Origin of the sequence: Stenotrophomonas sp. (assembly GCF_032099025.1) — a bacterium.
In the GTDB taxonomy this organism is placed as follows: domain Bacteria; phylum Pseudomonadota; class Gammaproteobacteria; order Xanthomonadales; family Xanthomonadaceae; genus Stenotrophomonas.
Genome location: NZ_DAMCID010000006.1, coordinates 72,415 through 88,155 on the forward strand (window position 1 = coordinate 72,415; position 15,741 = coordinate 88,155).

The 15,741-nt window shown below is 69.4% G+C and carries 8 protein-coding genes; all 8 read left to right on the forward strand.

The window, feature by feature from the left end; all coding sequences use genetic code 11:
* The first annotated feature begins 55 nt into the window (after positions 1-55).
* The 8 genes from RT456_RS06225 to RT456_RS06260 all read left to right on the forward strand — a co-directional run bounded on the left by RT456_RS06225 (position 56) and on the right by RT456_RS06260 (position 15,633).
* On the forward strand, positions 56-2,308 hold the full coding sequence (locus tag RT456_RS06225; RefSeq protein WP_313343956.1) for a cellulase: 2,253 nt from the start codon (positions 56-58) through the stop codon (positions 2,306-2,308).
* Positions 2,305-4,218 (forward strand): sialate O-acetylesterase, encoded by a 1,914-nt coding sequence (locus RT456_RS06230; protein ID WP_313343959.1) that lies wholly within the window; start codon positions 2,305-2,307, stop codon positions 4,216-4,218. The genes RT456_RS06225 and RT456_RS06230 overlap by 4 nt, the downstream gene beginning before the upstream one ends.
* A gap of 17 nt (positions 4,219-4,235) precedes the next feature.
* A complete protein-coding gene (locus RT456_RS06235; RefSeq protein WP_313343962.1) occupies positions 4,236-5,936 on the forward strand; it encodes a DUF5597 domain-containing protein in 1,701 nt (566 codons plus the stop codon).
* 48 nt (positions 5,937-5,984) lie between these two features.
* Entirely contained in the window at positions 5,985-8,831 is a 2,847-nt protein-coding gene (locus tag RT456_RS06240) for a TIM-barrel domain-containing protein (RefSeq protein WP_313343965.1), read from the forward strand.
* Between the two features lie 101 nt (positions 8,832-8,932).
* Entirely contained in the window at positions 8,933-11,314 is a 2,382-nt protein-coding gene (locus RT456_RS06245; RefSeq protein WP_313343967.1) for a glycoside hydrolase family 95 protein, read from the forward strand.
* Positions 11,311-12,804 carry a xylulokinase gene (gene xylB / locus RT456_RS06250; RefSeq protein ID WP_313343969.1) on the forward strand — a complete coding sequence of 498 codons (1,494 nt, stop codon included), beginning with the start codon at positions 11,311-11,313 and terminating at the stop codon, positions 12,802-12,804. The genes RT456_RS06245 and xylB overlap by 4 nt, the downstream gene beginning before the upstream one ends.
* A gap of 26 nt (positions 12,805-12,830) precedes the next feature.
* Complete coding sequence (gene xylA, locus RT456_RS06255; protein ID WP_313343972.1) at positions 12,831-14,171, forward strand: xylose isomerase; 1,341 nt, start codon at positions 12,831-12,833, stop codon at positions 14,169-14,171.
* 31 nt (positions 14,172-14,202) lie between these two features.
* The gene (locus tag RT456_RS06260) at positions 14,203-15,633 is read left to right on the forward strand and encodes a sugar porter family MFS transporter (RefSeq protein ID WP_313343975.1); all 1,431 of its coding nucleotides are present in this window, start codon (positions 14,203-14,205) and stop codon (positions 15,631-15,633) included.
* The last annotated feature ends 108 nt before the right edge of the window (positions 15,634-15,741 follow it).

Consider the following 15,741-nt stretch of genomic DNA (forward strand, 5'->3'; position numbering starts at 1 on the left):
TCTCCACCACGAAGCGGGCCAGGCTGCAGTTTCTGCTCCACCGGGAGGCCCGTGCATGACCCCCGCCATGTATCCACTGTTGTTGTCGTTGCGCGTGCCGGCCTGGCGTGACCGGTGCCGGGCGGGGTGGCTGGCAGGCCTGATGCTGGTGTTCCCGCTGCTCGCCCCGGCGGCGCCGACGACCACGCCGTATGCGTGGCGCAACGTGGCCATCGGTGGTGGCGGCTTCGTGACCGGGCTGGTGTTCCACCCGGCCGAGCGGAATCTTGTCTACGCGCGCACCGATGTCGGTGGCGCGTATCGCTGGGATGCGCCCGCGCAGCGGTGGACCGCCCTGACCGACTGGCTCGGGCGGGACGACGCCAACCTGACGGGCATCGAAAGCCTGGCCGTGGATGCGCGCGATCCGCAGCGTGTCTACCTGGCCGCTGGCACCTATACCCAACCGCAGGTGGGCAATGGCGCGATCCTGCGCTCGGCCGACCGCGGCGCGACCTTCGAGCGCATCGACCTGCCGTTCAAGCTGGGCGGCAACGAGCTGTCGCGCGGCAATGGCGAACGGCTGGCGGTGGACCCCAACGAGGGCGCCATCCTGCTGCTCGGCTCGCGTGCCAACGGCCTGTGGCGCAGCACCGACCACGGCGCCAGCTGGGCGCAGGTGGACACCTTTCCCGCCATCGCCCGCAGCGAACAGGCCAGCGCACCGGGCTGGAACGGTCCCCAGCAGATCGGCATCGTGTTCGTGCACTTCGATGCCCGCAGCGGCCAGGCCGGCACACCGACGCCCGTGATCCATGCGGCGGTGTCGACCACGGGGACCTCGCTGTACCGCTCCGATGATGGCGGCCGGCACTGGCAGCCGGTGCCTGGCCAGCCGCCGGGCCTGCGCCCGACCCGGATGGCGCAGGGCAGCGACGGCCGCCTGTACATCGCCTATGCCGACCTGCCGGGCCCGGACGCCATGCACAACGGTGCCCTGTGGCGGTTCGACCCGGCACAGTCGCGCTGGCAGGACATCAGCCCGGTGCCGCAGTCCAGCGATACCCAGGGCGACGGCTTCGGCTGGGGCGGGGTCAGCGTGGATGCGCGCGACCCGGACGTGGTCATGGCCAGTACCTTCAACCGCTTCGGCCCGCACGACGATATCTTCCGCAGCACCGATGGTGGGCGCAGCTGGCGGCCGGTGATCGCCGGTGCCGCGTTCTCACACGACAACGCACCGTGGACCGGACAGGCGTCGCCGCACTGGATCGCCGATGTACAGATCGACCCGTTCGATCCGGGGCACGTCCTGTTCGTCACCGGCTATGGCCTGTGGGCGAGCCGTGACATCCGCGCCGCCGACCGCGGCACGCCGGTGCAGTGGGCGTTCGACAACGCGGGGCTGGAGGAGACCGTGCCGCTGGACCTGGTGAGCCCGGCGCAGGGCGCGCACCTGCTCAGCGCGCTCGGCGACATCGATGGATTCCGCCATGACGACCTGCAGCGGTCGCCGCGGCAGTACGCCGGTCCACGCCTGACCAACAGCGAGAGCATCGACGTGGCCGCGCAGGCGCCGCTGCGGGTGGTGCGCAGTGGCACCGTGCGCCATCGGCGGCAGGGGGAGGTTCGCGCGGCGTGGTCCGAGGATGGCGGCGTGCGCTGGCAGGCCTTCGCCAGCGAACCGGGCGACGGCGAGGGGGCCGGCCGCATCCGGCTCTCCAGCGACGGTGGCACCGTGATCTGGCAGACCCTGCACGGCAGTCACTGGCGAACCCGCGACCAGGGCCGTCGCTGGCAGCCGGTACGCGGATTGCCGGCCACCGCCGTGGTGGTGGCCGACAGCGCCAACCCGCTGCACTGGTTCGGCTGGGATGCGCCCAGCGGCGCACTGCTGCGCAGTGACGATGGCGGTGCGAGCTTCCGTGCCGCGGCGGCGACGCGACCGACGACGATGCCGCGCCAGCCCGATGTCCGGGCGGATCCGCAGCAGCCCGGCGTGGTGCTGATCGGTGCCGGGCCGCAGGGCCTTCTGCGCTGGTCGCGCGATGGCGGTGTGGAGCGCGTCGGCGGTGTCGACGAGGCGGACAGCGTCGGCGTCGGCAGGGCCGCGCCGGGCCGCAGCGGATCCAGCCTGTTCGTGTCCGGACGGGTCAACGGCAGCCAGGGCCTGTTCCGCTCCGACGACGGCGGCGGTCAATGGCTGCGCATCGACGACGCGGCCCACCGCTTCGGCCATATCCAACGCGTCACCGGGGATCCGCGCCTGCACGGGCGCGTGTACTTCGCCACCGGTGGGCGCGGCATCATCCAGGGAGATCCACGATGAAACACCTGTACGTCCTTGCCCCGGGGCTGGCGGCCTTGCTGGCGGCCGGTACCGTCCGCGCCGCGCCGGTGTTGCCGCTGCTGTTCTCCGACGGCGCGGTGCTGCAGCGCGACCAGCCGCTGCCGGTGTGGGGTACGGCAACCCCGGGGGCCCAGCTCACGGTGCGTCTGGACGGGCGAACCGCCAGCGCCACGACCGATGCAGGCGGGCGCTGGCAGGTGCTGCTGCCCGCGCACGCGGCCGGCGGTCCGTTCGAGTTGCAGGTGGAGGGCGACGGCGGCGCGCTGCAGGTGCGCGACGTGCTGTTCGGCGACGTGTGGCTGGCGAGCGGTCAGTCCAACATGGAGTGGCCGCTGCACGACACCCAGGACGCCGCCGCCGCGGTGGCGGCGGCCGACGATGGCCAGCTGCGCCAGTTCAAGGTACCCAAATCCTGGTCCGGCGAGCCCGAGCGCACGCTGGCCGGCGGCCAGTGGAAAGCCGCCACGCCCGCCAACGCAGGCACCTTCTCCGCCGTCGGCTACTACTTCGCGCGCGACCTGCGCGCGCACCTCGGCGTGCCGATCGGCATCATCGACAGCACCTGGGGGGGCAGCACCATCGAGGCATGGATGCCCGCCGCCCTGCAGGGCGTGGACGCGCGCGCGCTCGCCACCCGGATGCAGGCCCGGAAAGCACAGGATGCGCAGACCCTCGCCGAGGTGCGCCAGCGCCTTGCGCGCTGGACGGGCGTCGACGAACAGCCACAGTGGGCCGCGCCCGACCACGACACCCGCGACTGGGTACCGGCCACGCTGCCGGGGCTGTGGGAAACCACCGGCTACGCCGGCATGGACGGCGTCGGCTGGTACCGCGCCACGTTCACCCTCAGCGCTGCGCAGGCACGGCAGGGCGGCAGCGTCGGTGTGGGCCGCATCGACGATTCGGATCGCACCTACGTCAACGGCGTGCAGATCGGCGCCACCGCGATGGCCTGGAACACGCCGCGGGTGTATCCGGTGGCGGCAGGTCACTGGACGGCCGGGCGCAACGTGGTTGCGGTGCGCGTCGAGGACTTCGGCGGTGGCGGCGGCATCCACGGCCAGGACGACGAACTGTTCGTCCGCCTGGCCGATGGCAGCCGGGTGCCGCTGCAGGACTGGCGCTTCCACCCGGGCAAGGTGACGGTGGCGCTGGACGACGACAAGAACCAGACCGCCACGCTGCTGTACAACCGCATGATCCACCCGTTGCCGCCGTTCCCGGTCAAGGGCGTGATCTGGTACCAGGGCGAGAGCAATGCCACCAACAGCGGTGCGCTGGCCTACCGCGATCAGTTCAAGGCGCTCATCGAACAATGGCGTCGCGACTGGAGCGCGCCCGCGCTGCCGTTCGTGTGGGTGCAGCTGGCCAGCTTTGGCGCCGGCGAAGACCATGGCGATGAGAGCCCGTGGGCGGTACTGCGCGAATCGCAGTCCGCCGCACTCTCGCTGCCGAAGACGGCGCAGGTGGTGACCATCGACATCGGCAACGCCAGCGACATCCACCCGCGCAACAAGCGCGACGTCGGCGCGCGCCTGGCGCTGGCCGCACGCCACGTGGCCTACGGCGAAACAGGGGTGTTCAGTGGCCCGGTGCGGCAGGCAGTGCGCTTCGACGGCGACCAGGCCGTGGTGGCGTTCAACCTGCACGGAAGCGCGCTGGCGGTACGCGGCGGCGGAACGCAGGTGCAGGGCTTCATGCTGGCCGGTGCGGACCGCCGCTTTCATCCCGCACAGGGGCGGATAGAGGGAGACCGCGTCATCGTGCGCAGCGCGGCGGTCGCCCAGCCGGTGGCCGTGCGCTATGCCTGGCGCGAGAACCCGGCCGACGCCGACCTGATCAATTCGCAACAGCTGCCGGCGTCGCCGTTCCGCAGCGATACCTGGTGACCACAAGGAACCCGTGCATGTCCCCGACCACGCAACCGTCTTCGTTGTTCCCATGCCCCAGGCTGCTGCCTGCCGCACTGGTGTGCCTGCTGGCCGCCTGCCAGCCCACGCCGACGCCCGTGGAGGGGGCGGCGACCGCTGATGCAGCTGGCACGCCTGCGGCCAGCAAGGCGGCAGCCGCGGAGGCGCCGATTCCACAGTTCACCAGCAAGGACGGCAGACATGCGCTGCTGGTGGACGGTGCGCCGTTCCTGGTGCTGGGCGCGCAGGTGAACAACTCCAGCAACTACCCGGCGGCGCTGGACGCGGTCTGGCCGGCGGTGAAGGTGATCGGCGCCAATACCGTGCAGGTTCCGATTGCCTGGGAGCAGGTCGAGCCCGAGGAGGGGCGGTTCGATTTCTCCTTCGTCGATACGCTGCTGGCGCAGGCGCGCGCGCATGACGTGCGGCTGGTGCTGCTGTGGTTCGGCACCTGGAAGAACAATGGTCCGGCCTACACGCCGCATTGGGTGAAGACCGACAATACGCGGTTCCCGCGCGTGGTCACCCGCGACGGGCGCAGCATCGGCTCGCTGTCGCCGCATGCGCAGGCCACGCTGGATGCCGACCGCAAGGCGTTCGTTGCCTTCATGCAGCACCTCAAGGCCGCCGACCCGCAGCGCACCGTGATCATGGTGCAACCGGAGAACGAGCCGGGCACCTACGGCAGCGTGCGTGATTTCTCGCCGATGGCGCAGAAACTGTTCGAGGGACCGGTGCCGGCCGAACTGCTGCAGAAGCTGGGCAAGTCGCCCGGCAGCTGGGCACAGGTGTTCGGTGCCGACGCCGACGAGTTCTTCCACGCGTGGTCGATCGGTCGCTTCATCGACCAGGTCACCGAGGCCGGCAAGGCCGTGTACCCCTTGCCGATGTACGTCAACGGCGCGCTGCGCGGGCCGTTCAACCCGGGCCAGCCCGGGCAGTACGCCAGCGGCGGGCCCACCGACAACGTGCTGGACGTGTGGAAGGCCGCCGGCCCGCACATCGATCTGCTCGCGCCGGACATCTACATGCCCGAGCACCGGATGTACACCACGGTGCTGCAGCGCTACGCCCGCCCGGACAACGCGCTGTTCGTCGCCGAGACCGGCAACGCGCCGCCCTACGCGCGCTACCTGTTCCCGACGCTGGGCCACGACGGCATCGGCTGGTCCACCTTCGGCATCGACTTCAGCCACTACAGCAACTACCCGCTGGGCGCGAAGAAGGTGGACGAGGAAACGCTGGCCCCGTTCGCCACCGGCTTCCAGCTGGTCGGCCTGGGCATGCGTGAATTCGCCAGGGCCTCGGCCGAGGGCAAGCTGCACGGCGTGGCCGAAGCGGCGGGGCAGGCGGTGCAGGACGTGCCGCTCAACGCACGCTGGCGCGCCACCGTCACCTACGGCGTGCCGCAGTTCTGGTTCCAGGGCCAGCCACCCGGGAACCCCGAGCCGATCGGCAGCGCGCTGATCGCCGAGCTGGGTCCGGATGAATTCCTGATCACCGCGCAGCATGCACGCGTGACCCTGCACCCGGCCAGCGAGGCCACCGCGAACATGGTGCTCGATCGCGTCGAAGAAGGGTTCTACAAGGACGGCACGTGGCAGTTCCAGCGCAACTGGAACGGCGACCAGACCGACTACGGATTGAATTTCACCACGGCGCCGCAGCTGCTGAAGGTCACGCTGGCAACGTATTGAACCGCCGCTGCCTGACAGCGGCGACACGAACGGACGAGGGAGCATTGAATGCGTTACATGAGCGTACTGAGCATGCCATTGCTGGCACTGCTGGCGAGCCCGGCGCTGGCCCAGAGCCACCGGGTGCTGGACAACGGCGTGGTGGTGGTGCCGGCGCAGGCCGGCGCCGCCCAGGTCCGGCTGGAACTGGTGGATGACAACATCGTGCGGGTCAGCGCGGAGCCCAAGGGTGACTTCACGCGCACCCCCAGCCTGATGCGCGTGCCGTTGGCGTCCACGCCGCGCTTCAAGGTGGAGCAGGCCGATGGCAGCGTGCGCCTGGTGGCAGCGGGGATCACCGCCGACGTCTCCGAAGCCGACGGTCATGTCAGCTTCCGTGACGCGGCGGGCAAGCCGCTGCTGGCCGAGCGCGCCGGTGGCCGCAGCTTTGCGCCGCTCGGCGTGGACGGCAAGGCGTACTACAGCGTGCGCCAGCGCTTCGAATCGCCGGCCGACGAAGCCGTCTACGGGTTCGGCCAGCACCAGCAGGGCTGGATGAACCAGAAGGGCCGTGATGTCGAACTGCTCCAGAGCAACATCGACATGGCCGTGCCGTTTTTCGTCTCCAGCCGCAACTACGGGCTGCTCTGGGACAACAACTCGATCAGCCGCCTCGGCGATCCGCGTGGCCTGCAGCCACTGCAGGCGTCACTGAAGGTCTACGACGCGCAGGGCCGGCCCGGGGCACTCACCGCCCGCTACAGCGTGGGCGGCAAGGTCCAGGTGGAGCGCCGCGAGCCGGAGGTGAACTACCAGTACATCAAGGACCTGGCCGCCTTCCCGGCCAAGGCGAAGAACCCGGCCGAAGGCGGGCGCTCGCAGGTGGTCTGGGAAGGTGCGATCGAGGCACAGACCGCCGGTCGGCACACCTTCTCGCTGTACGGCAGCGAATACATCAAGCTGTGGGTGGACGGCAAGCCGGTGATCGACCGCTGGCGCCAGAACTGGAACCCCTGGCATCACGAGTTCGCGCTGGAACTGACGCCCGGTACGAAGCACGCCATCAAGGTCGAGTGGGACCTGATCGACCCCAGCTACATCGCGCTGCTGCACCGTGACCCGCAGCCTGCGGGCGAGGCCGCCGACCTGTCGCTGTGGTCCGAGGCCGCCCATATGGTGGACTACTACGTGGTGGCCGGTGCCGACGCCGATGAAGTGATCGCCGGCTACCGCACGCTGACCGGCAAGGCGGTCATGCTGCCCAAGTGGGCCTACGGTTTCTGGCAGAGCCGCGAGCGCTACAAGAGCCAGGACGAACTGCTGGGCGTGCTCGACGAGTACCGCCGGCGCAAGCTGCCCATCGACAACATCGTGCTGGACTGGTCGTACTGGCCGGAAGATGCGTGGGGCTCGCATGACTTCGACCCGAAGCACTTCCCCGACCCGGACGGCATGGTCAAGCACATCCATGACCAGCATGCGCAGGTCATGATCTCGGTGTGGCCGAAGTTCTACCCGACCACGGCCAACTACAAGGAACTGGACGCGGCTGGCTTCATGTACCACCGCAACGTGGAGGTGGGTGAGCTGGACTGGATCGGCAAGGGCTACAGGAACTCCTTCTATGACCCCTATGCCCTGCAGGCGCAGCAGATCTACTGGCGCCAGATCAACGAGAAGCTGAACAGCAAGGGCTTCGATGCCTGGTGGATGGACGCCGACGAACCGGACGTGCATTCCAACCTGGATATCGGTGAGCGCAAGGCGCGCACCACGCCCACCGCGCTGGGCCCGTCGACCGAGTTCTTCAATTCGTATCCATTGCCGCATACCCAGGGCGTGTACCAGGGCGACCGCGCGGCCGACGGCCAGCGTGTCTTCATCCTGTCGCGCAAGGGGTATGCCGGCACGCAGCGCAACGCGGTAGCGGTGTGGAGCGGCGACATCGTGTCGCGTTGGGATGACATGCGCGAGCAGGTCTCGGCCGGCGTGAACACCTCGATGTCGGGCCTGCCGAACTGGACGTTCGACATCGGTGGCTTCTCCACCGAGAAGCGCTATTCGGAAGAAGATCCCGCGCACCTGCCGGAATGGCGCGAACTCAACACCCGCTGGTTCCAGTTCGGCGCGTTCGTGCCGCTGTTCCGCTCGCACGGCCAATTCCCGTTCCGCGAAATCTGGAACATCGCCCCGGAAGGCACGCCGTACTACGACAGCATGGTGTACTACACCCGCCTGCGTTACACGCTGCTGCCCTACATCTACACGCTGGCGGCCGATACCTGGCACCACGACGGCAGCATCATGCGCGGCATGGCGATGGACTTCCCGGCCGACCCGGCCGTGCGCGACATCAATGACCAGTACCTGTTCGGTCCCTCGCTGCTGGTCGCCCCGGTGACCACCTTCGGCGCCACCTCGCGCAAGGTGTATCTGCCGGCCGGCACCACCTGGCTGGACTACTACACCGGCCAGCGCCTGCAGGGCGGCCAGACCATCGACGCCGCCGCGCCGCTGCAACGCATGCCGCTGTACGTGCGGGCGGGCGCGATCGTGCCGATCGGGCCGGTGCAGCAGTACGTGGACGAACAGCCGGACGCGCCGCTTACCGTGGTGGTCTACACCGGTGCCGATGGTCGGTTCTCGCTGTACGAGGATGACGGCCGCAGCTACGGCTACGAGCAGGGCCAGTTCAGCCGTATTCCCCTGCAGTGGGACCAGGCCCGCGGTGAACTGCGCATTGGCGCGCGCGAAGGTCGCTGGAAGGGCATGCCTGCGTCGCGCACCTTCAACGTGCGCTTCGTCGACGGCCCGCGTGCCGATGCGGGCGCGCTGGCACCGGCGAGCGACCAGACGCTGCGCTACGACGGCACCGCCGTGGTCGTGCGGCAGCGCAAGATGGCAGGCGCGCGCTGAGCGCCTACCATGCAGATGACTACCGGTGGACATGACGCTCGGGAGGGCGCCGACGTGGCAGCAGGCAGGGCAGGTAGGCCAGTGCAGGGCAGGAGGCGCGCGTGGCGCTGAGCCGTCGTGGATTGTTCAAGGCAATCGGCGCCGGGTTGGCGGTGTCGGCCACGGGGGGTGGCGCCGCCGCAGCGCCTGCGAACGCGCCGCGCCGCGCCGTTGAGGCAACGGCGGGACCGGACAGCACCGCGCTGCTGCTGTGGTATCGCGAGCCGGCCACCGAATGGGTGCAGGCGCTGCCCACCGGCAACGGTCGCCTCGGTGCCATGGTCTGGGGCGGCATCGCGCATGAGCGTATCGGGCTCAACGAGGACACGCTGTTTGCCGGCGGCCCGTATGACGCCACCAGCCCGGACGCGCTGGCGGCGCTGCCGCAGGTCCGCGCGCTGGTGTTCGCTGGGCGGTATGCCGAGGCCGAGGCACTGGCCGACGCGAAGATGCTGTCGCGGCCGCTCAAGCAGATGCCCTACCAGCCGCTGGCCGACCTGCTGCTGGACTTCGACCGCGCCGACCATATCGACGGCTATCGCCGCCAGCTGGACCTGGATACCGCGCTGGCCACCACCGAGTTCAACAGTGGGGGCGCGCGGCATCGGCGCGAGGTGTTCGTGTCCGCGCCGGACCAGTGCATCGTGGTGCGTTTGAGCGCGGATCATCCGGGCCGGGTATCGCTGCGCCTCGGCGTGGACAGCCCGCAGCAGGGTGAGCTGCAGGTGGATGCGCACGGGCTGCTGTTCAGTGGGCGCAACGCGGCATTCGCCGGCATCGAGGGCCAGCTGCGCTTCGCCCTGCGCATCCAGGTGCGTGCGGTGGGCGGCACGGTGCGCGTGGCACGCGACCGCCTGCACGTCGACGCTGCCGACGAACTGGTGCTCGTCCTGACGGCGGCCACCAGCTACAGGCGCTTCGACGATGTCGGCGGCGATCCGCTGGGCATCACTGCCGCGCAGCAGCGCCAGGCGGACGCGCATGACTACCCGGCGTTGCTGCAGCGTCACCTGGACGCACACCAGGCGCTGTTCCGCCGGGTGGCCATCGACCTGGGCCAGACCCCGGCCGCCCAGCTGCCCACCGACCAGCGCGTGCGCGCCTTCGCCGACGGCAACGACCCGGCGCTGGCCGCGCTGTACCACCAGTACGGCCGCTACCTGCTGCTCAGCAGTTCGCGGCCGGGCTCGCAGCCGGCCAATCTGCAGGGCGTGTGGAACGACCTCATGGCGCCGCCGTGGGAGAGCAAATACACGATCAACATCAACACCGAGATGAACTACTGGCCCAGCGAGCCGAACGCACTGCCCGAGTGTGTGCAGCCGCTGGAGGACATGTTGTTCGATCTGGCCCGGACCGGGGCGCGCACGGCCCGGCGCATCTACGACGCACCGGGCTGGGTGGTGCACAACAACACCGACCTGTGGCGACAGGCCGGACCGATCGACGGCGCGCAGTGGAGCCTGTGGCCGATGGGCGGGGTGTGGCTGCTGCAGCAGCTGTGGGACCGCTGGGACTATGGCCGCGATCCGGCCTACCTGCGCCGCATCCAGCCGCTGTTCAAGGGCGCGGCCGAGTTCTTCGTGGCCACCCTGCAGCGCGACCCCGGCACCGGTGCAATGGTCACCAACCCGTCGATCTCGCCGGAGAACCAGCATCCCTTCGGTGCGGCGCTGTGTGCCGGGCCGGCGATGGACGCACAGCTGCTGCGCGATCTGTTCGACCAGTGCATCCAGATGAGCGATGTGCTGGGCGTGGATGCCGACTTCGCCCGGCAGCTGCAGGCGCTGCGCGCGCAGCTGCCGCCGGACCGCATCGGCAAGGCCGGGCAGCTGCAGGAGTGGCAGCAGGACTGGGACATGGACGCGCCGGAGATCCACCACCGCCACATCTCCCATCTGTATGCGCTGCATCCGTCCAGCCAGATCAACCGCCGCGATACCCCGGCACTGGCGAAGGCCGCCAGGCGTTCCCTGGAGATACGCGGCGATGAAGCGACCGGGTGGGGCATTGGCTGGCGTCTGAATCTGTGGGCGCGGCTCGGCGATGGCGAGCATGCGCTGGCGATCCTGAAGATGCTGCTCTCACCGCAGCGCAGCTACCCGAACCTGTTCGACGCGCATCCCCCGTTCCAGATCGACGGCAACTTCGGCGGCACCGCCGGCATCACCGAGATGCTGCTGCAGAGCTGGGGCGGCGCGATCTTCCTGCTGCCGGCCTTGCCGTCGGCCTGGCCCGACGGCGAGGTGCGCGGCCTGCGCGCGCGCAATACGGCAGGCGTCGACCTGCAATGGCGCAACGGCAGGCTGCATGCGGCCGTGCTGCGCAGCGAGCGCGGCGGGACCTATCAACTGGTGCATGGCGACAGCACGCTGACCGTGGCGCTCCCCGCCGGCGGGCAGCAGCGCATCGGCCTGCACGGCAACCAACTGGTGAAGCAATGAGTCTGTACGTAGGCCTGGATGTAGGGACCCAGAGCGTCAAGCTGCTGGCCTATGACCCGGCGCTGGGCGAGGTGGTGGCGACCGTATCGAAGCCGATGCAGCTGGTGAGCCATGACGATGGCACCCGCGAGCAGGAGGCGCAGTGGTGGACCGACGGCATCGCGGCCTGCTTCGCCCGGCTGACAGCCGAACAGCGTGCGCGCGTGCGGGCGATCGGCGTGTCGGGGCAGCAGCACGGCTTCGTGCCCATCAACGTGCGCGGCGAGGTCATTGCCCCCGTGAAGCTGTGGTGCGACACCAGCACGGCGGCCGAATGCGATCCGATCATGGACGCGGTGGGCGGGGTGGAAGAGTGCATCGCGCTGGCGGGCAACCCGATCCTGGCCGGCTACACCGCCTCCAAGCTGCCCTGGACCCGCCAACACCGCGCGCAGGCCTATGCGGCGATGGACGGCATCCTGCTGCCGCACGACTACATCAACTTCTGGCTGACCGGGCAGCGCTACGCCGAATACGGCGATGCGTCGGGCACTGGCTGGCTGGATGTGCGCAACCGCTGCTGGTCGCGCCCGCTGCTGGAGGCGATCGATCCGCAGCGCGACCTCGCCGCGCTGCTGCCGCCGCTGGTGCCGCTGGAAACCATCTTCACCCTGGCGGCTGACATCGCCGAACGGCTGGACCTGCCGGCCGACGTGCGGGTGTCCACCGGCGGCGGCGACAACATGATGGCGGCGCTGGGCACCGGCAACGTGGCGGCCGGCCGACTGACCATGAGCCTGGGCACGTCGGGCACGCTGTTCGCCTACGCCGACCAGCCGGTGGTGGACGCGCAGGCGCGCTGGGCGGCGTTCTGTTCCTCCAGCGGCGGCTGGCTGCCGCTGATCTGCACCATGAACTGCACCGTGGCGACCGAGCGCATGGCCACGCTGTTCAACATTCCGCGTGGCGGCGGCGAGGCACTGATGGCGCAGACCGCACCCGGGGCCGGTGGATTGTTGATGCTGCCGTTCTTCAATGGCGAACGCACGCCTGACCTGCCCAATGCACGCGCGTGCCTGCATGGCATGGACCTGCACAACACCACGCCGGCGCAAGTCTATCGCGCCGCGATGGAAGGGGCCACCTACAGCCTGCGCAACGGCTATGACGCCTTCACCAGCGCCGGGCTGGCCTTCGACACGGTGCTGCTCACCGGCGGTGGCAGCAACAGTGCGGCGTGGCGGCAGCTGGTTGCAGACGTCTTCGACCTGCCGGTCAAGGTGCCTGCCCAGGTCGAAGGCGCGGCCTTCGGCGCGGCGCTGCAGGCGCTGTGGGCTGATCTGCATCGGCAGGGAGGCACTGCCAGCCTGGCCGCCACGGTCGATGCGCACGTGCGCTTCGACGACGCGCTGTCGGCCACGCCCGACCCGCGCAACGTGCCGCTGTACGCCGATGCGTATCGGCGCTTCCTCACCCATCTCTCCGCGGTCAGCCCGTTGTACGCCGGCTGATCCGTCATTACCGCAAGGATCCACACATGAGCACCTCCGTTTACATCGGCGCAAAGGAATACTTCCCCGGCATCGGCCGCATCGCCTTCGATGGCCGCGACTCGGACAATCCGCTGGCCTACAAGGTGTACGACGCCAACAAGCGGGTCGGTGGCAAGACCATGGCCGAGCACCTGCGCTTCGCCGTGGCGTACTGGCACAGCTTCTGCGGTGCCGGCCACGACCCGTTCGGCCCCGGCACCCGCGTGTATCCGTGGGATGCGGCCGGCACGCCGCTGGCCCGCGCCGAAGCCAAGGCCGATGCCGCGTTCGAATTCATCACCAAGCTGGGCGTCCCGTACTACTGCTTCCATGACATCGACCTGGCCCCGGATGCCGATGACATCGGCGAGTACGAGGCCAACCTGCAGCACATGGTGCGCATTGCCGGCGAGCGCCAGCAGGCCACCGGGGTGAAGCTGCTGTGGGGCACCGCGAACCTGTTCTCGCACCCGCGCTACATGAACGGTGCCTCGACCAACCCGGACTTCGCCGTGGTCGCCCGCGCGGCGGTGCAGGTCAAGGCCGCACTGGAAGCGACCGTGGCGCTGGGCGGCGAGAACTACGTGTTCTGGGGCGGCCGCGAAGGCTACGCCTGCCTGCACAACACCGACATGCAGCGCGAGAAGGCCCACATGGCGCGCTTCCTGACCCTCGCGCGCGACCATGGCCGCAGCATCGGCTTCACCGGCACGTTCCTGATCGAGCCCAAGCCGATGGAGCCGATGAACCACCAGTACGACTTCGACAGCGCCACCGTGGTCGGCTTCCTGCGCGAGCACGGGCTGGACCAGGACTTCAAGCTCAACATCGAGGCCAACCACGCCACCCTGTCCGGGCATACCTTCGCCCACGACCTGCAGGTGGCGTCCGATGCGGGTCTGCTGGGCAGCATCGACGCCAACCGCGGCAATCCCCAGAACGGCTGGGATACCGACCAGTTCCCGACCGACCTGTACGACACGGTCGGGGCGATGCTGGTGGTGCTGCGGCAGGGCGGCCTGGCGCCCGGCGGGCTGAACTTCGATGCCAAGGTGCGGCGTGAATCCAGCGACCCGCAGGACCTGTTCATCGCCCACATCGGCGGCATGGATGCCTTCGCGCGCGGGCTGGAAGTGGCCCATGCCCTGATCGAGCGCTCGCCGCTGGAAGGCTGGCGCAGGGAGCGCTATGCCAGCTTCGACACTGGCGCGGGCGCCGATTTCGCGGCGGGCCGCAGCAGCCTCGACGCCTTGCGTACACTGGCCCTGGCAAGCGGTGAGCCGCAGCAGCGCAGCGGCCACCAGGAACGCTACGAGAACCTGATCAACCAGTACCTGCTGCGCTGATCCGCAGCTTCCCCTCAACCCAGGGATTCCCATGTCCAGTGCTTCGCTCAGCAGTACCCGCGCCGCCAGCGGCGAGAACACCGGCTTCATCGTGCTGATCAGCTGCGTGGCCACCATTGGTGGCTTCCTGTTCGGCTTCGACAGCGGCGTCATCAATGGCACCGTGGAGGGCTTGAAGGACACCTTCCAGTCCAGTTCGGCCGGCATCGGCTTCGAGGTCGCCTCGATGCTGCTGGGCTGCGCGATCGGTGCGTTCTTCGCCGGGCGCCTGGGCGACCGGCTGGGACGGCGCGGCGTGCTGATCATCGCCGCGGTGATGTTCCTCGGGTCGGCGATCGGCGCCGGTGCGGCGCACAGCTCGCTGGTCTTCATCCTCGCGCGGGTGATCGGCGGGTTTGCGGTCGGCGCGGCCAGCGTGATGTCGCCGGCCTACATCGCCGAGGTAGCCTCGGCCCGCTACCGGGGCCGCTTGGCCACGGTGCAGCAGATCGCGATCATCAGCGGCCTGTTCTGCGCGTTCCTGAGCAACTTCCTGCTGGCCAAGGCGGCCGGTGCGTCCACCCAGGAACTGTGGCTGGGCCAGGCCGCGTGGCGCTGGATGTTCTGGATGCAGGCCATTCCCTCGCTGCTGTTCCTGGGGCTGCTGCTGATCATTCCCGAGAGCCCGCGCTTCCTGGTGGTCAAGGGTCGGCGCGAGCAGGCCCTGGCGGTGCTGACCCGGCTGTACGGTTCAGCCGAAGCCCAGGCGAAGATCACCGAGATCGAAGGCTCGCTGGCCCTGGACCAGCATCGGCCCACGTTCTCCGACCTGATCAGCAAGGCCACCGGCAAGCTGCGCCCGATCGTGTGGGTCGGCATCGGGCTGGCGGTGTTCCAGCAGCTGGTCGGCATCAACGTGGTGTTCTATTACGGCGCGGTGCTGTGGCAGGCCGTCGGCTTCTCCGAAAACGACGCCCTGCTGATCAACGTGCTGTCCGGTGCGCTGAGCATCGGCGCCTGCCTGATCACCGTGGTGCTGATCGACCGCATCGGCCGCAAGCCGCTGCTGTGGATCGGCTCGGTGGGCATGGCGGTGTCGCTGGCGCTGGTCACCATCGCCTTCGCCAGCGGTTCGCTGGATGCGGCCGGGAAGCTGCAGCTGAGCGACCAGATGGGCATGCTGGCGCTGGTGGCCGCCAACGTCTACGTGGTCTTCTTCAACATGTCCTGGGGCCCGGTGATGTGGGTGATGCTGGGCGAGATGTTCCCCAACCAGATCCGCGGCTCGGGCCTGGCGGTGGCGGGCGCGGCGCAGTGGACGGCCAATTTCGCGATCACCGTGACCTTCCCGATCCTGCTGGGCAGCATCGGCCTGGCCGGTGCCTATGGCATCTATACGGTGGCCGCCGCCGCGTCGATCTTCTTCGTCCTGCGCTACGTGTACGAGACCAAGGGCAAGGAGCTGGAGCAGATGGAGGGCTGACGCGGCCCTCCCGTGCATCGGGGCCGCCCGTGGCGGCCCCGGCCAGGCCGGGGCAGGGCGCGCGGATCGGCCCCGGCCCGGAACGCAAAAACCCCGCCGTGGCGGGGT

Coding starts and splice junctions, on each gene's coding strand:
- RT456_RS06225 (WP_313343956.1), top strand. CDS start 56: ATGACCCCCGCCATGTATCCACTGTTGTTGTCGTTGCGCGTGCCGGCC.
- RT456_RS06230 (WP_313343959.1), top strand. CDS start 2,305: ATGAAACACCTGTACGTCCTTGCCCCGGGGCTGGCGGCCTTGCTGGCG.
- RT456_RS06235 (WP_313343962.1), top strand. CDS start 4,236: ATGTCCCCGACCACGCAACCGTCTTCGTTGTTCCCATGCCCCAGGCTG.
- RT456_RS06240 (WP_313343965.1), top strand. CDS start 5,985: ATGCGTTACATGAGCGTACTGAGCATGCCATTGCTGGCACTGCTGGCG.
- xylB (WP_313343969.1), top strand. CDS start 11,311: ATGAGTCTGTACGTAGGCCTGGATGTAGGGACCCAGAGCGTCAAGCTG.
- xylA (WP_313343972.1), top strand. CDS start 12,831: ATGAGCACCTCCGTTTACATCGGCGCAAAGGAATACTTCCCCGGCATC.
- RT456_RS06260 (WP_313343975.1), top strand. CDS start 14,203: ATGTCCAGTGCTTCGCTCAGCAGTACCCGCGCCGCCAGCGGCGAGAAC.